Source organism: Rhizobium mongolense subsp. loessense (genome assembly GCF_900099775.1).
GTDB classification, from domain to species: Bacteria; Pseudomonadota; Alphaproteobacteria; order Rhizobiales; family Rhizobiaceae; genus Rhizobium; species Rhizobium loessense.
Genome location: NZ_FMTM01000002.1, coordinates 1 through 18,491 on the forward strand (window position 1 = coordinate 1; position 18,491 = coordinate 18,491).

Annotated in this window: 19 protein-coding genes; 6 read left to right on the forward strand and 13 right to left on the reverse strand. The window is 59.8% G+C overall.

The genetic code is table 11. The features are described 5' to 3' along the window. From BLP23_RS07705 to treZ, 13 genes are all read right to left on the reverse strand, one after another. Positions 1 to 512 (reverse strand): alcohol dehydrogenase catalytic domain-containing protein (locus tag BLP23_RS07705; protein ID WP_167363839.1); only part of this gene is annotated, 512 nt, incomplete at its 3' end. Positions 513 to 533: 21 nt separating this feature from the next. Continuing rightward, positions 534 to 728, reverse strand: coding sequence for a hypothetical protein (locus tag BLP23_RS07710; RefSeq protein ID WP_092584325.1), 195 nt, complete (start codon positions 726 to 728; stop codon positions 534 to 536). A 604-nt stretch (positions 729 to 1,332) separates the two neighbouring features. Next, positions 1,333 to 2,073 carry an ABC transporter ATP-binding protein gene (locus BLP23_RS07715; protein WP_092584326.1) on the reverse strand — a complete coding sequence of 247 codons (741 nt, stop codon included), beginning with the start codon at positions 2,071 to 2,073 and terminating at the stop codon, positions 1,333 to 1,335. Next, the gene (locus BLP23_RS07720) at positions 2,042 to 2,770 is read right to left on the reverse strand and encodes an ABC transporter permease (protein WP_407691771.1); all 729 of its coding nucleotides are present in this window, start codon (positions 2,768 to 2,770) and stop codon (positions 2,042 to 2,044) included. The genes BLP23_RS07715 and BLP23_RS07720 overlap by 32 nt, the downstream gene beginning before the upstream one ends. A gap of 86 nt (positions 2,771 to 2,856) precedes the next feature. Next, positions 2,857 to 3,846, reverse strand: a complete 990-nt coding sequence (locus BLP23_RS07725; protein WP_092584328.1) for an ABC transporter substrate-binding protein — start codon at positions 3,844 to 3,846, stop codon at positions 2,857 to 2,859. Further along, a complete protein-coding gene (locus tag BLP23_RS33015) occupies positions 3,843 to 4,178 on the reverse strand; it encodes a hypothetical protein (RefSeq protein WP_139187037.1) in 336 nt (111 codons plus the stop codon). The genes BLP23_RS07725 and BLP23_RS33015 overlap by 4 nt, the downstream gene beginning before the upstream one ends. A 256-nt stretch (positions 4,179 to 4,434) precedes the next feature. Continuing rightward, positions 4,435 to 5,091 carry an Isoquinoline 1-oxidoreductase subunit gene (locus BLP23_RS07730; protein WP_092584329.1) on the reverse strand — a complete coding sequence of 219 codons (657 nt, stop codon included), beginning with the start codon at positions 5,089 to 5,091 and terminating at the stop codon, positions 4,435 to 4,437. Positions 5,092 to 5,102: 11 nt separating this feature from the next. After that, on the reverse strand, positions 5,103 to 7,259 hold the full coding sequence (locus BLP23_RS07735) for a xanthine dehydrogenase family protein molybdopterin-binding subunit (RefSeq protein ID WP_092584330.1): 2,157 nt from the start codon (positions 7,257 to 7,259) through the stop codon (positions 5,103 to 5,105). Between the two features lie 3 nt (positions 7,260 to 7,262). Then, entirely contained in the window at positions 7,263 to 7,721 is a 459-nt protein-coding gene (locus tag BLP23_RS07740; RefSeq protein WP_092584331.1) for a (2Fe-2S)-binding protein, read from the reverse strand. A 156-nt stretch (positions 7,722 to 7,877) separates the two neighbouring features. Further along, entirely contained in the window at positions 7,878 to 8,606 is a 729-nt protein-coding gene (locus BLP23_RS07745) for a class I SAM-dependent methyltransferase (protein ID WP_208603141.1), read from the reverse strand. A gap of 271 nt (positions 8,607 to 8,877) precedes the next feature. Next, positions 8,878 to 9,708, reverse strand: coding sequence for an endonuclease/exonuclease/phosphatase family protein (locus BLP23_RS07750; protein ID WP_092584333.1), 831 nt, complete (start codon positions 9,706 to 9,708; stop codon positions 8,878 to 8,880). 91 nt (positions 9,709 to 9,799) lie between these two features. Beyond that, positions 9,800 to 11,263, reverse strand: coding sequence for a phospholipase D-like domain-containing protein (locus tag BLP23_RS07755; RefSeq protein ID WP_092584925.1), 1,464 nt, complete (start codon positions 11,261 to 11,263; stop codon positions 9,800 to 9,802). A 76-nt stretch (positions 11,264 to 11,339) separates the two neighbouring features. After that, on the reverse strand, positions 11,340 to 13,166 hold the full coding sequence (gene treZ, locus BLP23_RS07760) for a malto-oligosyltrehalose trehalohydrolase (RefSeq protein ID WP_092584334.1): 1,827 nt from the start codon (positions 13,164 to 13,166) through the stop codon (positions 11,340 to 11,342). 127 nt (positions 13,167 to 13,293) lie between these two features. Here treZ and BLP23_RS07765 point away from each other — a divergent pair, with 127 nt between their 5' ends. From BLP23_RS07765 to BLP23_RS07785, 6 genes are all read left to right on the forward strand, one after another. Continuing rightward, positions 13,294 to 13,935: a UdgX family uracil-DNA binding protein gene (locus BLP23_RS07765; protein ID WP_092584335.1), complete on the forward strand. Its 642-nt coding sequence runs from the start codon at positions 13,294 to 13,296 to the stop codon at positions 13,933 to 13,935. Between the two features lie 133 nt (positions 13,936 to 14,068). After that, a complete protein-coding gene (locus tag BLP23_RS07770; RefSeq protein ID WP_092584336.1) occupies positions 14,069 to 14,350 on the forward strand; it encodes a DUF2934 domain-containing protein in 282 nt (93 codons plus the stop codon). Between the two features lie 316 nt (positions 14,351 to 14,666). Next, entirely contained in the window at positions 14,667 to 14,837 is a 171-nt protein-coding gene (locus BLP23_RS33615; RefSeq protein ID WP_167363840.1) for a hypothetical protein, read from the forward strand. Positions 14,838 to 14,998: 161 nt separating this feature from the next. Continuing rightward, the gene (locus BLP23_RS07775; protein WP_092584337.1) at positions 14,999 to 17,722 is read left to right on the forward strand and encodes a hybrid sensor histidine kinase/response regulator; all 2,724 of its coding nucleotides are present in this window, start codon (positions 14,999 to 15,001) and stop codon (positions 17,720 to 17,722) included. A gap of 103 nt (positions 17,723 to 17,825) precedes the next feature. Next, positions 17,826 to 18,140, forward strand: a complete 315-nt coding sequence (locus tag BLP23_RS07780; RefSeq protein ID WP_092584338.1) for a plasmid stabilization protein — start codon at positions 17,826 to 17,828, stop codon at positions 18,138 to 18,140. A 53-nt stretch (positions 18,141 to 18,193) separates the two neighbouring features. Next, a complete protein-coding gene (locus BLP23_RS07785) occupies positions 18,194 to 18,484 on the forward strand; it encodes a DUF3175 domain-containing protein (RefSeq protein ID WP_092584926.1) in 291 nt (96 codons plus the stop codon). Positions 18,485 to 18,491: the final 7 nt, after the last annotated feature.

Below are 18,491 nucleotides of genomic sequence, written 5' to 3' on the forward strand. Positions count from 1 at the left end.
ACGCCGCAGCCGATGTAGCAGATCTTGTCGAAGGGGGCGTCCGCATTGACCTTGGCAACGGCGATCTCGGGCAGCACCGTGTAATTGGCAAAGGTCGAGCAGCCCATGTAGTGATGGATCTTGTCCTTGCCGATCGAAAAGCGCCACGTGCCGTCCGGCATCAGGCCCTGGCCCTGGGTGGCGCGGATCGCCGTGCAGAGATTGGTCTTGCGCGACAGGCAGGACGGGCATTGACGGCATTCCGGCGTATAGAGCGGAATGACGTGGTCGCCCTTCTTGACCGAAGTGACGCCCGGGCCAACATCGACGACGATGCCGGCACCCTCATGGCCGAGGATTGCCGGAAACAGCCCTTCCGGATCGGCGCCAGACAGCGTGAAATCGTCGGTGTGGCAAATACCTGTGGCCTTTACTTCGAGCAGTACTTCACCCGCCTTGGGACCATCGAGCTGCACGGTCATGATCTCAAGCGGTTTTCCAGCCTGAACGGCAACGGCGGCGCGGGTTTTCATCTTTTTATCCCCTTCTAACGCTCATGCCCTCATCGAATTGGCCGCCGCGCGCGCCATGTCATCCATCCACAGGAGGGCCTCGTGGTCTTTCGCCGCTTGAGGTTTGTCAGCCTTCTTGGGCGGACGACCGCGTGGCGGGTCGCCGAGGCCCCGTGCCGCTGTTAAAAATCCAGCGGCGGCCAGCGGCAGAAATGCATATTTTCGGAGTTTGCGCATGTGATGTCCTCCCGATGTTGATGTTCACCCGGGGCTCATCACCGACCTCGGGAGACCACAAGGCCGACCCAAGCGCTCAACTTGTTGTCTATGATGGGACGTTCGCTTCCGTCAGCGTGTCACGGTTCGGTGGCAGGAGGCACCATTGTTGCCCGTCCTCGTACCTGCGGGACTTTGCCGCTCCCATTCGGCAAAGCCTTGAAGCCGGAAACCAGCAAATACGATAAGCCTTTCAAATCACGTAAGCAATAATAAATAAATTGCTCGGTACGGAGCAAAGAAAGATGCGGTAGTTTTCCGGATCCACCTCAGCGAAGGCTGCGGTATTTACCGTCCTACGAGCCGCGGAATTCGTCGGCACTCATAGGTGCGATCATAGCTTCGCTTGCTGCCCACCTGCCCTACGGTTCGCGATCGTGAACCACGGCTATGCATGCAAGCGGGGCGCGCGCTGTTTTCGCAGGATGCGCAGACAAATTCTGCACCCACGCAACCAAGGCGCGTTCAGGCGGTTGCAGCTGGCCGCTGGTACTGTGCATGCGTTAGCCGCCCCACCCGTGCCTGCAGTCTGCAGGATGAGAGCTAAACGGGCGGGGAGGCAGAGTCAGCCGGCGTCCGGAAACCTCGTCCGGAAATCCGAAACCAGATCGTCCAGCGCCTGGACGTGGCGGGCCTGGCGCGGGATGTCGACATCGAAGATGCCTCGCACACGGGCCGGCCTCGGTGACAGCACGATGACACGATCTGCCAACAGAAGCGCTTCCCGAAGATTATGCGTCACCATCAGGGCAGTGGTAGGCCTCGCCGACCACACCGTCATCAGCAGACGCCGCAATTTGTCAGCCGTCCGTTCGTCGAGCGAGGCGAAAGGCTCATCCAGCAAAAGGATCGCAGGTTCTGTGGCAAAGGCACGCGCGAGGGCAGCGCGACGCGCAAGGCCGAGCGAAAGTTCTGAAGGATAAAGCGACCGCATTGAGGACAAGCCCAGGATGTCGAACAGCCCGTCCAAGTCCATGTCCCGCGTGCCTTGAGACAGCGCAAGGCGGACATTCTGCTCCACCGTTCGCCAAGGCAAAAGCACGGGCTCCTGGAATACCGCGGCGATGCGATTGGAGCCGCCCGTGGGCAACTGATAGCTGCCGTAAAACGCCTGATCGAGCCCCAGAAGAATGCGCAAGGTCGTGGTTTTGCCGCAGCCGGACGGCCCGAACAAACAGGCAAATTCCCCCTGCCGCACCTCGAATGAAAGTCCGCGCAGGGCATCGATGGTCACGCCCTCAGCCGACCGGAACGTCTTCTCGGCAATGTCGACCTTAAGCGGGGCGGCGGCGCCAGCGTGTTGCATGTCGTTCAAATGGCTGCACCAGGAGGAGTTCGATCAATAGCATAATGGCAACGAAAGCCAGCGAATAGGCAAGGATGGCGGCGACATCGAATATCTGGAAGTGAAGATAGATCTGGAAGCCCACCCCATTTGAACGGCCTAGCAACTCGACAACGAGCACGATCTTCCAGATCAGCGCAATACCGGATCGCGATGCGGCCGCAAAATAAGGCTGCAGCTGCGGCATTAGAATATGGCGGATCCTGTCGAGCAGGCTGAGGCGATAGACTTTTGCCATTTCGGCGTAACGCGGATCGAGCGCCCGCGCGCCCTCGCGCATGGTGACGACGACATTGGGTATCTTGTTGATCGCCACTGCGCTGATCGCCGCCGCCTCCGTCAGGCCGAACCAGATATAGGCGAGAACGATGACGACCAGTGCCGGGAGATTGAGAAAAAGAACAAGCCACGGATTGAAGAAAGAATCCGCTCGCCGGTGCACGCCGAGCAAGACGCCGATGACCGATCCGACGAGCATCGCAACAACATAGGCGGCGGCGACCCGGGACAGCGTCATGGCCAGATGATAGGCGAGATCGCCGCTTGCCGCCTCCTTGACCAACACACGCCAGACGTCGATCGGCGGCGGAAACGCCCGGCTCGGCGAGATTCCCGCCACGAGGTTCCAGAGCAGGCATAGTCCGAGAAGGGATGCCAAAGCGGTCGCCGCCGGCAGAAGACCACGAGAAATGGCAGTCGCTCGCCGGCCTTCAACAGCCGCTTTTTCCCGTCCGCGTCCTGCTGTCATGTCTTTAAGGCCCAGAACGTTCCTGGAGCCATCTGGCGCGCCTCACCGACAAGCTTCTCCCCACCTAGTTCGGCCAGGATACTGTATAGCTTGGCAGCATCCTTCTCCTCCTCTGCGAGCGGCCTGTTCGGAATGCCTTCGCGGTAGCGATCGCGAAGCAGCTCGAGTTCCCTGCCTTCGGCTCGCACGATCGGCGCCAGCCGCTGCCATTCTGCGTCGGACTGTGCCAGGAGCTTCTTGGCCGCACCGCTTGCCCGCAGGAAGTTCATGGCGACGTCGGGGTTTTCGTTTGCCCATTTGTCATGGAAAACATAGCCGAGCGCCGAAACCGGCCCCGATGCCCCGAGCGCCTTGGCGGCATCGTCGGCACCCACGAGGCGGCGGAAACCATTTGCCTCCAGCCGGGCACAGAAATGCCAGAAATTCAGCACAGCATCGAGTTCGCCGGAAACGGCCTTTTCCGACAGCAGGGGCGGTGCGCCGAAAACGATCTCGCTTTCTCTGGTCAGGTCCATCTTGTGATCACGCCGGGCCAGGCCCTGGATCAGGAGCCAGCTCTTGTCGAGCGACCCACCGGTCACGCCGATTTTCTTTCCGGCGAGATCGGGAATGGCACGAATGGGCGCATCCTCCTTGACCATGATGGCGCCAACCGCGGTCGAGTAAGGTGCGAGCGTCAGATCCGCGCCCTGCGAACGCTGGCGCGACACCCACAGCCAATCGGAAACGATGATGTCGAGATCGCCCGCCAACATGGCGACGTTGCTGGCGTCTTCCCCCGCGAAGTAGACGATCTCGACGTCGATCCCGTTGGCCGCGTCAAACTTGTGGTGCTTTATGGTGTCGAGTTCCCAATTCACTGTCCCGAACTTCAAGATGCCGACCCGGATCTTCGGCGCGGGCGACTTGGCCAATGCATGGAAGCTCAGGAGACTTGTCGCAGCCAGAACGGCTGTTCCGCAAAGGGCGCGCCTCGATATGTTCATGATGCCACCTCCCGGCCAGATGTCTGCAGCGGCGTCATATTTCCCGGCTCCTGCTGGGGAAGACGCATGTCCAACGGATGAACTTCTGTGACGGATGGCTTCCCGACCACTTTGCGATCGGTCAGGACGAGATCGACGAGGTTCAATTGAGCACCTTTCACTGCACGAATGCGCACGCAAACACGCCAACCACATGCTTTGCATGACGTCCGGTTGCCGGCTTTCACAAGGTGCCCGATGGAGAGCCAGCCTAAAGGATACGCGTGCCACAATGAAGCGTCAATCATTCCGCGAGGAACCGCGCCTGCCTGTGCGTTGAATGTGCGGCCCATGTTGGCCTGCCTCCGACATGTTCGCCGCGCCGCAGCAGTTCGCGAGGTAGAGGCATGGCCCTGGCTGTTCGATGATGCCGATGTGGCCTATGCACGGGCAAAGATAGCCGATGCCGAGATGCTGGAGGAATCAACCGATCGCCGGCACTTGCTGGCCGAATAACTGGCGAACCCCGCGGTTGATGGTCCAGAGCAAAATCACCGCAAACAGCGCCACATCGCGCTGAAAATTTTGATTTGATGCGCGGCGGCCTCTTTATTCAACGGGGCAAGCCGCGCCGGTTTCCACCCAGGCCTTGATAAGCTCGCCGAACTCGGCCTGCGTACCCGGCACGGGTTCACGGCCCTCGCCTGGCTTCCAGCCCCATCCGACGAGGCCGTCATGGGCCATGTGCTCGGCGATCTCGTTCAGGTCCTTGCCGCCGTTGCGCTCCGGGTCCTTCAACTGCTGACAGATTTCGCCGAGAGATTTGCCGACCCAGGCCATTTCGATCGGCGCCAGATGCCAGGCCGCATTGCCGGGTACGCTCCGCAACGTCGGCGACTGCCCGACGACGGTTGCGTTTTCGGCGCCGTGACAGGTGTTGCACATCATCCCGGGAACACCCATACCGCCTTCGCCGCGCGTGACCGGCGGCTCATGCGGCTGCATGCTCATCCTCTGCAGCGGCCGGTCCGTCGCCGGGTGGCAGTTGAGACAGCGCGGATGCTCGATGACCTTGCCCGCTTCCTCGAACAAGGCCACCGATCGCGCCTTCGCATCGGCAATCGATAAGAAGGAGGCGGCCGGCTTCAAGGATGTCCTGTCCGCGCCCGGGCCCCCTTGCTGGGCGAGTGCCATGAAGGATGCCGGCAGGGCTGCCAGGAGCGAAATGCTGCCTGCAATGCAGGCGAGAGCCAATCTGCTTTTCACCGTGATCTCCCTCAGCTCGTCGCAGCACTGACGATCGGCAGGCTCCGCACCGGGTTGCCGGTCAGGCGCCGCCAGGCATTGGCAACGGCCGGACCGACAGGCGGAACCCCCGGCTCTCCGACGCCCGTCGGAGCTGCAACGGACGTGATCACCGCAACCTCCACATCCGGCATCTCATTGATCCTGATCGAGCGATAGTCGTGGAAGTTCGACTGCACGATGGCCCCGCCCTTTCCAAGCGTCACAGCGTCAAAGAGGACGGCCCCGAGACCATAGCCGATGCCGCCCTCCATCTGTGCCTTGACGACATTGGGATTGATTGCAACACCGCAATCGACCGCACACCAGACCTTGTGCACACGCGGAGCGCCGTCGCTGGCGACCGAGATCTCGACGATCTGGCCGACATAGGTACCGAAGCTCTTGACGACGGCAACGCCACGCTGCCGCCCTTCTGCAGGCTTCGCGCCCCAATTGGCGATCTCGGCCGCCCTCCTCAAGACCCCCGCATAGCGGGGATCTTCCGTCAATAGCGCGAGGCGTCCTTCGACCGGATCCTTGCCGACCTTCTGGAGAAGCTCATCGAGGAACGTCTCGACCGCAAAGCCTGTATGGGTATGGCCGACCGATCGCCACCAGAGCGGCGGCACGGCGAGCTTCACGTTGTGCGACATCACCCGCAGGTTTGCCACGTTGTAGGGGAGATTGGACGCACCCTCGACGGAAGTCTCGTCGAGGTCGGCCTTGCCCATGATCGACTGGCCGACGATCGTCTGATCCCAGGCGACAATCTGGCCGTTCTTGTCGATCGCACCGCGCATCCGGTGGAGATACATCGGCCGGTAATAACCGCCGCGGATATCATCCTCGCGCGTCCACATATGCTTGACTGGGCGAGATTGATCGGTTGCCGCAAAGACGGCGGCCGCCTCCTGCATATAGGGCGAGCCGAACTGGGCCCGGCGCCCGAAACTGCCCCCCGTGATCTGGGTATTGATCCTGACCTTGGAGGGATCGAGACCGACGGCCTTTGCGGCCACCGTCTTGTCCATGCCGGGAAATTGCGCCCCGGTATAGACGTCGAGGCTTCCATCCGGTGCCTTCATGAACACCGCGTCAAGCGGCTCCATCGGCGCGTGGGCAAGGAACGGGAAGACGACCTCCGCTTCCAGCGTCTCAAGGCCTTCGCCCGCAAAGGCCCTGTCGACGTCGCCCTTGCTGGCGGCGCTCAAGCCATTCTCTTTGGCCATATTGGCGTAATCGGCGGCAAGCTCCTCGCTTGAACGCGTCTCGGCCCCGGAAAGGTCCCAGTCGACCTTCAGCAGCGAGCGCCCTTTGAGGGCTGCATAGGTGTGTTCGGCATAAACGGCCACGCCCTGAGCCATCTGTTTCACGTCGATGACGCCCGTCACCTTGCGCGCTTGGCTGTCGTCAAAGGACCTGACGGTCGCACCGAAGTGATCGGGATGGGCAACGACGGCGACCAGAAGGTTGTCAGGAATGACGTCGAGCGTAAAGATCGCCGCGCCGTTGGTCTTGGAAACAGTGTCGAGCTTCGGCAGTTCCTGGCCGATCAGCACGAATTTCTCCGGATCCTTGAGGCTCACCTCCGCCGGCGGCGCTATCGCGGCAGCCTTCGAGGCAAACGCCCCGAAGCCGCTCTCCTTGCCCGTTGCCGAATGGCGGATGCGGCCCTTTTCGACGATGATTTCGCCTGCCGGAACCTTCCATTCATCCGCCGCCGCTGCAACCAGCATGGCGCGCGCGGTGGCGCCTGCCTTGCGGAACTGCTCGTAGGAATTGGCGATCGACGACGAGCCGCCGGTACCCTGCACTCCGAAAGCAAGGTTTGCGTATACCTTGTCATCGGCGGGTGAATGCACCGCGCGCATCTGCCCCCAATCAGCGTCGAGTTCTTCAGCGACCAACGTCGCAAGGCCGGTAAACGGCCCCTGGCCGAATTCGATATGCTTGGAGAGGACCGTCACCGTATCGTCGTTGCCGATCTTCACGAAGGTGTTGAGCATCGCAAGCGCATCATCGCCGCCGGCCTGAACACCCGTTACGGCCGCAAGGGCAGGCATTCTCGGCGTCAGGGCAAAACCGATAACGAGGCCGCTGCCGGCAAGAAACGCCCGGCGGGTCGTGGAAATATGCTGGAGAGTCATGACTCAACCCTCCATCGCTGCGGCGGCATTGTGGATTGCCTGACGGATCCGGTGGTAGGTGGCGCATCGACAGATATTGCCGGCCATGGCACCGTCGATATCCTCGTCGGTCGGCTTGGGAACGTTCTGCAGAAGTGAGACAGCCGACATGATCTGGCCGGATTGACAGTATCCGCATTGCGGGACATCGATGGCAACCCAGGCCGCCCTCACGACCTCAGCCTCCTTGCCCTCCACACCTTCGATGGTGACAATTTCCGAGCCCTCGGCAGCCGAGATCGGCGTAATGCAGGAACGGCGCGTAAAGCCGTCCATGTGAACGGTACAGGCCCCGCATTGGGCCACGCCGCAGCCGTATTTCGTTCCGGTGAGTTTCTCGAAATCGCGGAGGAACCATAGCAGCGGCATATCCGGATCACCGTCGAAAGTCTTCGTCTGTCCGTTGAGCGTGAAAGTAACCATGGCCAAGCCTCCCGGTTTGCTGGATCCCGAAGGGCTCCAGCGAAAATCGCAGCATCTTCACGGTGCCCAAATTACGGCAGAGTCTGCCTGTTGGCCATGGACGCACCGGTAACACCTCCGTTACCCGGAGGCGGCTCCGTTTAAGAAAACCGGGCATCAGGCAGCCAGTGCCCGAGCTTTCAACCAAAGAAACAAGGGAAATTTGCTCCAGCGCCTCATGTGGTCCCGCCCTTCTGTCAGGTCCGCAATCGGCTCTCGAAGAGAGGTAATCGCAAAGCCTGTTGATTCCAGACCACTGACATAAGCCTCTAGCGGCTGCGCCCAACCAGCAAAATGCATCGTCAGCCCGCTGCTCTCGATTTTTGTTTCGAAACGTCGCCGATCAAAGTACGTCGTGCGAGACCCCGAAGGCCCATTAGGCGCGGTCTCGGCGAGGAGCTCCAAGTCCGCCAGCGGGTGAACGATCGAAATGAAAAGCGTCCCCTCCTTTCGCAACACGCGCCTGATTTCCTTAAGCGCCCCAGGAACATCGACGATATCCATCAGCACATTATAAGCCACGACAAGATCGAAGCTCTCGTTCTCGAACGGCAGTTCGCTGGCCGGTGCGATGGCATAATCATGAGCAGATTGGGCCTGCTCTGCAGCCTTTAGCAGTTCCGCAACAGGATCGATTGCTGTCACCTTGTAGCCGCATGTTTTTAGGATCCGGGAGACGCGTCCCTCCCCACATCCGACGTCGAGTGCTTGGCCGGTCCCTGTGCCAAGATAGTCAACGAGCGCGTCGCGATAAGCCCAAAAGGCATCGTGGTTTGGTGCACGCGCCCACGCTATCCATTGCGCTGCGGCTTCCGTCCAATGTTCGCTATCGCTCCTTGCAACCATCAAGCAAACCTCCCAGCAAAAACTGCCTTGTAAACCGGCGAGCTGGCCGGTTTCTATCCCTTGCGTCCTGTTCAGTGCCGGCGCCGGCGGTGCCGCTGCGGGTGCTCCCAAGAACTGCCGATACAGCGGCCTCAAGAAAGGAGCCGACTATACACAGGAGATTCATGGATTGGGCCCACGCGATTTGAACCGAGGCCACCTGCAGAACACCGAGCCCCGCCTTTCCACGCAAAATTGAAATGCTCTCCAACCATTTGACGATAATGCTGAATCACCCGCTCGCCGTCAGTTCTTCTACTCGCTTGAGGTTGAGAACCGCCTTGATCGGCAGGTGGTCGGAGGCGACGCGGGCAAGCGGTGTATCATGCGCCTCGACATTGGTCAGCACACCCTTGCGGTTCGACATGATGCGATCGAGCGCCAAGATCGGCAGGCGCGCCGGAAAGCTTGCGACGGCCGGGGGCTGGGCCTCAAAAGCGGATTGAAGCGTGTTGAGGGAGGAACGGTCGCCGAGCCGCCATTCGTTGAGGTCGCCAAGCAGAATGGTCGTCGCTTCGCTTCGATCGGCCATCAGTTCGACCAGCATCTGCGCCTGGCGTGCCCGCGAGTGGCGCAGAAGCCCGAAATGGGCCGCAATGATGCGGAGCTCTCCGCCATTTTCCAGTTCGAGTTCCGCAACAAGCGCCCCGCGCGGTTCAAGGCCGGGCAATTTAATCTGGTGCACGTCGCGCACCAGCCCTTTCTTGAAGAGCACGACATTGCCGTGCCAGCCGTGTGCCTTCGACATGCCCGAAACCGGAACCGGAACAAGCCCCGTCTCGCGCTCCAGGCGCGTCAGGTCGAGAATCCCGGTTCGCTCCCCGAAGCGCGTATCGGCCTCCTGCAGGGCGATCACGTCAGCGCCGATTTCGTGGATAACCCGGCTCGTCCGCTCGGGATCGCAGCGCCTGTCGCCGCCGACGCATTTATGGACGTTGTATGACGCAATCAGCGTGCCTTCGGCCCGCGGCTTTGCCGCAGCCAGCACGGCCTCCAGCCGTTTTTTCCGGTTGCGGATCGAGGCGAGAATGCTGGCGGGAAGGCTGTCTTTCCTGGCATGCATCGAAGTCAACACGCGCTCCGTTGATCGAAAACGGCTCCGGTTCGGAGTATAGGCCCAGGAGTAAAACTTGCCATGCTTCTATCCGAGAAAATCAAAGATAAGGCGAACCAAGCCACAGGATCTTTTCAACAAGCCGGACCGCGAAAGGCCGCGACCGCAGGCTCTCCAATGTCACCGGCGCTGCAGATTTCAGCATCTCGTCGATATGCTCGTCGATCTCCGCCGCAAACCCCTCGTTCAGCACTTCGAGATCCACCTCGAAATTCAGCCTGAGCGAACGCGGATCAAGATTGGACGAACCGACATAGGCCCAGACGCCATCGACCGTCAGCAGCTTCGAGTGGCTGAAGCTGCCGGTCGAACGCCAGATGCGGCAGTAATTCTTGAGAATTTGGTCGAACTGTGCCGTCATCGCCCGGTCGACGAGGACAAGATTGTTGACGGCCGGGACGATGATATCGACCTCGACGCCACGCCGTGCGGCTGTCGTCAGCGCGCTAATCAGCTCGCGATCGGGCAGGAAATAGGGGGACATGACGCGGATCGATTGCCGCGCAACGGAAAAGGCACCCATCAGCATCTTGTGATTAGTCTCGACGCTGCGGTCCGGTCCGGAGGCGACGACGCGCATGAGGACCGGATCGCCGGGCTGACGTTCAGGCACTTCGATCCGCCACGCCTCTGCGTTCAAAACCTCGCCTGTCGTGAAGCGCCAATCCTCAGCTGCGACATCAAAGAGATCGGCAACGACCGAACCCGTTACGGAGAAATGGGTATCGCGCGCAAAATCATCGCCCGTCATTGCCTGGCTGAAGCCCTGGCGTATATTCATGCCGCCCGTCAGTGCCACACGCCCGTCAACGATGATGATTTTCCGGTGCGTGCGCAGATTTGCATAAGGCAACCGCAGGCCCATGATGACATTGCCGTTGAAGACTGAAACCGTCACCCCGCCGTCGGCGAGATATCCAAGGATACTGGGCACCGAGTATCGAGCACCGACGGCATCGATCAGCACGCGCACCTCGACGCCGCGTTGTGCCGCCGCAATCAGTGCATCGGCAATGCGCAGGCCGATCTTGTCGCGATCGAAAATATAAGTTTCAAGCAGAACGCTCCGCTCAGCCCCGTCGATTGCAGCCTTTATGGCTGCGTAGGCATCATCGCCCGTTTCCAGCATGTCGATCGAATTACCGGTCGTCAACGGATAGCGGGCGACGCGATCGCCGAGCGTTTGCAAAGCTGCAAAGCGCCGCCCATAATTGCTGATGATCGTCTCCGGCTCCGCATCGAAACTTTCAAGCTCATCAAGGTCGGCTGCCGGCAGCAAGGCATCGCGGCGCAGGCTCAGGGATTTGCGGCGGATGCGGTTGATCCCGGCGATCGCGTAAAGTACCGCGCCGATAATCGGAGACAGGATGATGACGCCGACCCAGCCAATTGCGGCGCGTACCTCTTCCTTCGTCATGGCCGCATGGATTGCCGCGGCGGTCCCCATGCCAAGGGATATGACGAAAAGGATATGCGGCCAATAGGTCGATATGAGATAAAACATTGCAGGAAGATATAGCTGGAAAACGGCGACGTTCAATTCGCCACCGCTTCCTCAAAATGCGAAAATTTCCGCGCTGCTATTTTACCAGCCGAGGATCGATCGCAAACACCAAAGAACGGGCTGCAAGCTTGCCATCACCCGGCTGAGCCGGGTTGCGGCCTATGCGATTAAAGATTGCCGCACCGTCGAAAGCCGGCACGGCGAGCGGGGTGTCAGCCAGGTTCGCACGAAGCTCAAGCGTGCTGGTACCGAAGGTCCAGTCGATTGCCAGCGCGCCATCGACGCTTTCCAATGCAGTGCTTGCGACGCGTTCGGGCTTCTTCAACAACGGCACGACATAGCTGTGCCGCAGGCCGATGAGCTCGCGCACATAGGTCTTCCAGCGTATGCCTTCGTCACTGTCGAACCGCTGCCGTTGAAGCTTTGAATGTGCGAAGGTCGAGACTGCGTTCGGATCCGGCAAATCGTCCGGCGTCTTGCCTTCCTTCAGACCACCGAAACCTTCCGCTTCCGCCGCCCGCCCTTTGCGGACAATCTCGCCAAGCTCGCCGGCGTAGTCGCTGAAGAAGTGGAACGGCTGCGTCTCGCCATATTCGTCCCCCATGAAGAGGAACGGCACCTGCGGCGAGAGAATCAAGATCGCGGCGAGCATCTCGACCATGTCGGGATCTGCAAGGCTGACCAAGCGCTCGCCGAAGGCACGGTTGCCAACTTGGTCGTGGTTCTGGAGAAAGTTGATGAAGGCCTGCGGCGGGAGATAAACCCGCTCATCCTTTGGCAATTCAGGCGGATTGCCACGGTCTGGAAACACAAAGCCGTGCTGCATCGCGAGCTTCGTCTTTTCCCAGAGATCGGATGCAAAGGGCCGATAGTGGCCGTCGGTTTCGCCGGTCGCGATGATGTGAGCGACGTGATGGAAGTCATCGTTCCATTCCGCTGTAAAGGTCTTGACCCTTCCGCCGCCGTCCCGCTCGAGCAGGCTCACGAGATTGCGCTGATCCTCGACGACGAGATGCACCGCGCGATCGGCAAAGGCGTCGCCAACTTCCTTCGACAGCTGCTCGAGGATGTGCTGCTTCGACGTATCGCAAATCTGCTCCACCGCATCGAGCCGCAGGCCATCGAGCCGGAATTCACCGATCCAATAGAGCGCATTTTCGATGAAGTAGCGGCGTACCGGCTCCTGTCCGAAATCGATCGCCGCGCCCCACGGCGTATTGCGATCGAAGCGGAAGAACTCGGGTGCATACCCGTGCAGGTAGTTTCCATCCGGGCCGAAATGGTTATAGACAACATCGAGCAGCACCATGAGGCCGTGGCCATGTGCTGCGTCGATGAATGCCTTGAAGTCGTCCGGCGTTCCGTATGCTGAATGCGGCGCATAGTGCAGGACGCCGTCATAGCCCCATCCGCGCGTGCCTGAAAATTGCGCGACGGGCATGACTTCGATTGCCGTAAAGCCCATCTCGGCGAGATGGCCGAGTTTTTCGGCGGCCGCGTTGAAGGTGCCCTCCCCTGTGAAGGCGCCTATATGGATTTCGCTGATCACCGCCTCTTCCCAGGGCCTTCCCTTCCAGGCGTCATTCGCCCATTGATAGGAAGGCTCCACGATCAGCGACGGACCGTGCACATCGCCGGCCTGCGCCCGAGAAGCAGGGTCGGGCACGGCACTGCCATCTCCAAGAACGAAGGCATAGGCGTCGCCCACCTTTGCCTCTGCAACCGTCAGCTCAAACCAGCCGCCGGCGGACCGGTTCATAAGCCTGTCTTTGCCGCAAGAACGGAGTGTCATCACCTTTTGCCCCGGCGCCCAGATGCGAAAGTCGACGCAATTCGCCCCGATCTTCGGACCCCAGCTCTTTTGGCCTTGCGCGGCAGAGCCTGCTTTCGAAACCTGATGCATAAATTGCCCCTGACTGACTTGAGTTTTTAAACTCCTCTTCAAAGTCATGAAGGGCGCCACTTGTTCCCAGGCTGGAACAAACACCGCGTGGATCGGTTGCAGATGAAAACGAAAGAAGGAAGCCTCCATGACCATTGTGCCCAAATTCGGTCCGGCCTTCACACTTGAGAATGCACAGGCCAAGGGCCTAGATCAATTGAAACGGCAGGCCGAACACTGCACGCGTTGCGACCTTTACAAGAACGCCACCCAGCTCGTCTTCGGCGAAGGCCTGCCCACGGCCGAGATCGTGCTGGTTGGCGAGCAGCCCGGAGACAGGGAGGATCTGGCGGGCAAGCCTTTTGTCGGCCCCGCTGGACGCTTGCTCGATCAGTGTCTGAAGGAGGCGGGCCTCGACCGCTCCCGCTGCTACGTCACCAATGCCGTCAAGCACTTCAAATTCGAGTTGCGCGGCAAGCGCCGTATGCATTCCAAGCCAAATGCCGGAGAGATCCAGCGCTGCGCGTGGTGGCTCGGTGGCGAACTCGATCTCCTCCAGCCGAAACTCGTCGTTGCGCTGGGTGCCACAGCACTTTATTCGCTGCTCGGCACTAAAGTGAAGGTCACCGCCGAGCGGGGCCATGTTCTTCAGCCGGCAAACCACCCTCCGGTTCTGGTGACCATTCATCCTTCTTACCTTCTGCGCATCCGCGACGAGGAAGATGCCCGCGCAAACCGCGAGCAATTCGTGCAGGATCTGGCGAAGGCCGTAGCATTTCAGGTCGGTTGACCCGTATCTTATGCTGCAGCGCAAATAATATTTTGCATCGTGTCAAAATTCTTCTTGAATATCCCCGATTCCTCTGGAACCATCCGTCCAGTCTAAGCGTTTGACTGCGGGATGATGTGACTGGAGATCAGCGATGACAGAAACTCGGGAAGAGTGGATCAAAAAACGTGCATACGCCCTCTGGGAAGAAGAGGGACATCCTACCGGACGAGATTCCATACATTGGGAGCAGGCAAAGAAAGAGCGTGAAAAGCTCGAAAGTTCTGCTGCCTCGAAGGACGGCAAGGAAGTCAAGACCCGGGGCAAACGCACCGCACCCCCCGGAACGAAAAGCACCGCACCCCCCGCAACGAAAAGCAACGGCGCTGCAAAGCCGGCTGCTCCCAAGCGTGCCGTCAGCCGCAAGTCTGTCTGAACGCATTCGATATTTAAGTTACAAGATGCGGACGCTGCGCCAGCTGCGCCCGCAGCTGTTGTCATATGATTGAATTACTTGCGCTTTAGGGTGTTTGCAACGCGTGGAACGTTCTGAGTGGGGCCGAATGACCCTAAAGCGGTGTCCGCTTCAAAAAAGGCTGCAGGACGGCCAGCGATGGCGGAACCAATTTTTTCGTCGGCTGTTACTGGCGAAATGGGAGGCTTGCCATGAATAGGGGATACTTCGACACCATTCTCGTTTCGCTTATCGTGGCGGGTTGCTACATTTTGATCGCGCCGTTGTGAGGGCGGAGATGCTGATCTTATCGCTCGCCGCGTTTCTCTACCTCGTCCTTGCGCTCGGTCTCGTCGTCGCAATCGACAACCTGGTCGGCCTTGTCTTCCGCGAAACCCGTTCGCAGTCCGGCCGCCTGTTTAATTTCGGCAAGGCATTGTCCGGTTTCCAACGGCTTTCTCGCAAATAGCACAGGCGAAAGCCCGGATCAGTAGCTTGCTCTTTCAACGTTAACGTTATTTCCAAAATCCTCTTTCCGAACGCCCCAAGGCCCCTATTTTGCGTTTGGCAGATGGCCTGAATTCCCAAGCGAATTCGCCTCGTTGCGGTCCGATCATGAAGGCGGTTTGAATGACCCGGCGCGAATACGGCGTTTGGCCGAAGGGTGGCGGAAATATCGGCGAAATATTGCGCAATGCCGACTTCAGCGTTTCGGGTCTTGGGCCTGTGAAGGGCTGGCCTGTTTGTCTCAGGTATATTGTCGAAGTTGTATTGAATTCGCGCCAGCCGAAATTCGTCGCCTGGGGCCCCGACCTTGCCTTCATCTACAACGACGCCTACGTGCCGATTTTCCCGGATCGTCATCCAGGCGCGCTGGGCAAACCCTTCACTGAAGTCTGGAGCGATATCTGGCCGCAATTCGAACCGATCGTCCATGCCACGCTCAAAGGCGAATCTCATATCTTCGAGGAATTGCTCATTCCGATGCGGCGGGACGGACGTAGGGAGGACACCTGGTTCACCTTTTCCTATACGCCGCTTCGCGACGAAACAGGCGCAATTGGTGGTCTGCTTTGTGCGACCATGGAAGTTTCGGCGCAGGTCATCGCCAAGCGGCGCGAGCGTCACGCGCTTGAAGAGCTGCGCTTGAAATCCGACGCGCTTTCGGTTGTCAACGCAGCCGGTGCTGCAATCACGGCCGAACTCAATATCGACCGTTTGACACAAATTGCCGTTGATGCCGGTGTGGCACTGACGGGAGCGGAATTTGGTGCGTTCTTTTATAACGTCGATGACGGAGAAGGCGGAAGCTACATGCTCTACGCGCTTTCGGGCGTCGAGCGGAAGAACTTCGAAAAATTTCCGATGCCGCGCAATACAAAGGTCTTCGCGCCGACCTTCAGCGGCGAAGGTGTCGTGCGTTCCGACGATATCCTGCTTGACCCCCGTTATGGGCACAACGCTCCTTATGCCGGGATGCCAAAAGGCCATCTGCCGGTGCGAAGTTATCTCGCAGTGCCGGTAAAATCCCGCAGCGGGGCAGTCATCGGCGGCCTCTTTTTCGGCCACGCGCAGCCCGGCCGCTTCACCGGTGCGGCGGAGGCGAGTCTTGTCAGCCTTGCCGGTCAGGCAGCTGTCGCGATTGACAATTCCCGGCTGCTGCACGCTGCCGACATGGAGATCGCCCGGCGCAGCAGCATCGAAAGCCAACTGCGTAGGCTCAACGAGACGCTGGAACTGCGCGTTGCCAATGAGATCGCCGAGCGCCAACAGGCCGAGGCTGCCCTGCAGCAATCACAGAAAATGGAGTCGATTGGCAAGCTCACGGGCGGTGTCGCCCATGATTTCAACAATCTGCTGCAGGTTATCTCAGGCAATCTCCAACTCCTGGGTAAGGACGTCCCGAACGATGGTCGCGCCAAGGAGCGGATTTCAAACGCGCTTGCCGCTGTGGAGCGTGGCTCACGGCTGGCAAACCATTTGCTCGCCTTCGGTCGCCGTCAGGCGCTGGAGCCGAAGGTCATCAATATTGGCCGTCTCGTGACCGGCATGGATGATATGCTTCGCCGCGCGCTGGGCGAGGAGGTCGAAATCGAGACAATGGTTGCCGGTGGCCTCTGGAACACCTTTGCCGATCCGGTCCAGATTGAAAATGCGGTTCTCAACCTCACCATCAATTCGCGGGACGCGATGGAAGGGTCCGGTAAGCTGACAATCGAGGTGGGTAATGCATTTCTCGACGATTCCTATTGCCGGATCCATCCGGAAGTGACCGCTGGTCAGTATGTCGTGCTCGCCGTTACCGATAGCGGGTGCGGGATGCCGCCGGAGGTCATGGTTCAGGCCTTCGAGCCCTTTTTCACCACCAAGCCCGAAGGCAGGGGCACTGGCCTCGGGCTTTCGATGGTCTACGGCTTCGTCAAGCAATCCGGCGGGCATGTGAAGATCTACAGCGAGGTTGGAGAAGGAACGACGATCAAGCTCTATCTGCCTCGCTCGTTCCAGACCGAGGACCGCGTGGCCAGCAACGAGGCACCGCCATCGGTCGGTGGCACGGAAACCATCCTCGTCGCGGAGGACGACGAAGGCGTGCGGGCCACTGTCGTCGAGATGCTGACCGATCTCGGCTATTACGTGTTGAAGGCCCGCGATGCGCAGAGCGCACTCACCGTCATCGAAAGCGGTGCGCATATCGATATGCTATTTACGGACGTCGTCATGCCAGGTCCGTTGAAGAGCCCCGAGCTCGTGCGCATGGCGCGCCAACGCCTGCCGAACATCGCAGTTCTTTATACCTCCGGCTATACGGAAAACTCGATCGTCCATGACGGCCGCCTCGATCCCGGCCTCGAACTTCTCTCCAAGCCCTATACACGGGAGGCGCTTGCGCGGAAGATCCGCCTGGTGCTTGCCCACAATGCCCAACGCCTCCATGCCACGGTCGGAGCGGCCGACATCCCAGGTACCGCACCGCCGCAGATCATGCATGCCAAACTCAAGCTGTTGCTGGTTGAGGACGATGCATTCATCCGCATGGACACGACAGAAGTACTTCACGAGCTGGGTTATGAGGTGATCGATGTCGAAAGCGGGGAACAGGGTGTCGAGATCCTGATGCATACAAAGATCGATATCATCGTCGTCGATGTCGGCTTGCCGGGAATGTCTGGCCCCGCCTTCGCCGCCAAGGCAAGAGAAGTTCTGCCATCCGTTGGGTTGGTGTTTGCCACAGGAAATAGCCAGCTTCCGGACGCCAGCCGTTTGTCCGGCTCGGTCCTGCTGTCGAAACCCTTCAGCAGCAGAGCCCTCGACCTGGCGGTGAAGACCGCGGCTCAGCAAAGGCCGATCGCTTAGCTGCACCAAGCGCGCTCCTCCTGCGTCAAAATCCAGGCACGGATCCGGAACTTTTTGCAAGGCCTCGCGGTTCAATCTCTTTGCAAACAAAAGGAGGCAAAATATGCCAAGAGGTGACAAATCGACGTATACGGACAAGCAGAAACGCAAGGCAGAGCACATCGAGGAAGGCTACGAGGGACGTGGCGTTTCCGAGAAAGAGGCAGAGCGCCGGGCCTGGGCAACCGTCAACAAGGAAAGCGGCGGCGGCAACAAGTCCGGTTCGGGTCGCGGAAAGAAAGACACGCACGAAGCCTCTGAAAAAGGCGGCCGCAAGGGCGGCGCGGCATCGGCATCGCGCTCCGCAGGCGAGCGTTCGGCGTCCGCCAAGAAGGCAGCCGCGACGCGCAAGCGCCACGAACATCAAGCCCATCACTGATCTTTGGAATGGCGCGCCGCCAAAGTGCGCCGTTCCTGATCGAGGAGGTTGCGATGACCAAGGCGAAACGGAAATGGTCGCAAGAGGTGACCGAGCAAAGCGACGCCATGGACCTCAAGGAAAGCGTTTTCAAATCCGACGATCCGAAGAAGATCGCCGCTTCGATCAAACACTCCGCGGTGGCGAGCCGCCGCCGAAAATCGAGCCCCTTTCGCTCGGCCATGTCGATGCTGAGCTTCTATATCAACCGCGCCGGCGACCAGTTGACGAAGGAGAAAAAGAACACACTTGAACAAGCAAAGGAAGAACTGCGGAAAGATTTCGGTCGCAAAACCAAGCGTTGAGGGAATG

Excerpts from the sequence above, each read along its gene's own strand:
- BLP23_RS07750 (WP_092584333.1), bottom strand. The coding sequence starts at position 9,708 with ATGCATGCCAGGAAAGACAGCCTTCCCGCCAGCATTCTCGCCTCGATC.
- BLP23_RS07745 (WP_208603141.1), bottom strand. The coding sequence starts at position 8,606 with ATGGTTGCAAGGAGCGATAGCGAACATTGGACGGAAGCCGCAGCGCAA.
- BLP23_RS07765 (WP_092584335.1), top strand. The coding sequence starts at position 13,294 with ATGACCATTGTGCCCAAATTCGGTCCGGCCTTCACACTTGAGAATGCA.
- BLP23_RS07775 (WP_092584337.1), top strand. The coding sequence starts at position 14,999 with ATGACCCGGCGCGAATACGGCGTTTGGCCGAAGGGTGGCGGAAATATC.
- BLP23_RS33015 (WP_139187037.1), bottom strand. The coding sequence starts at position 4,178 with ATGGGCCGCACATTCAACGCACAGGCAGGCGCGGTTCCTCGCGGAATG.
- BLP23_RS07740 (WP_092584331.1), bottom strand. The coding sequence starts at position 7,721 with ATGGTTACTTTCACGCTCAACGGACAGACGAAGACTTTCGACGGTGAT.
- treZ (WP_092584334.1), bottom strand. The coding sequence starts at position 13,166 with ATGCATCAGGTTTCGAAAGCAGGCTCTGCCGCGCAAGGCCAAAAGAGC.
- BLP23_RS07780 (WP_092584338.1), top strand. The coding sequence starts at position 17,826 with ATGCCAAGAGGTGACAAATCGACGTATACGGACAAGCAGAAACGCAAG.
- BLP23_RS07770 (WP_092584336.1), top strand. The coding sequence starts at position 14,069 with ATGACAGAAACTCGGGAAGAGTGGATCAAAAAACGTGCATACGCCCTC.
- BLP23_RS07710 (WP_092584325.1), bottom strand. The coding sequence starts at position 728 with ATGCGCAAACTCCGAAAATATGCATTTCTGCCGCTGGCCGCCGCTGGA.
- BLP23_RS33615 (WP_167363840.1), top strand. The coding sequence starts at position 14,667 with ATGCTGATCTTATCGCTCGCCGCGTTTCTCTACCTCGTCCTTGCGCTC.
- BLP23_RS07725 (WP_092584328.1), bottom strand. The coding sequence starts at position 3,846 with ATGAACATATCGAGGCGCGCCCTTTGCGGAACAGCCGTTCTGGCTGCG.
- BLP23_RS07785 (WP_092584926.1), top strand. The coding sequence starts at position 18,194 with ATGACCAAGGCGAAACGGAAATGGTCGCAAGAGGTGACCGAGCAAAGC.
- BLP23_RS07715 (WP_092584326.1), bottom strand. The coding sequence starts at position 2,073 with ATGCAACACGCTGGCGCCGCCGCCCCGCTTAAGGTCGACATTGCCGAG.
- BLP23_RS07755 (WP_092584925.1), bottom strand. The coding sequence starts at position 11,263 with ATGTTTTATCTCATATCGACCTATTGGCCGCATATCCTTTTCGTCATA.
- BLP23_RS07735 (WP_092584330.1), bottom strand. The coding sequence starts at position 7,259 with ATGACTCTCCAGCATATTTCCACGACCCGCCGGGCGTTTCTTGCCGGC.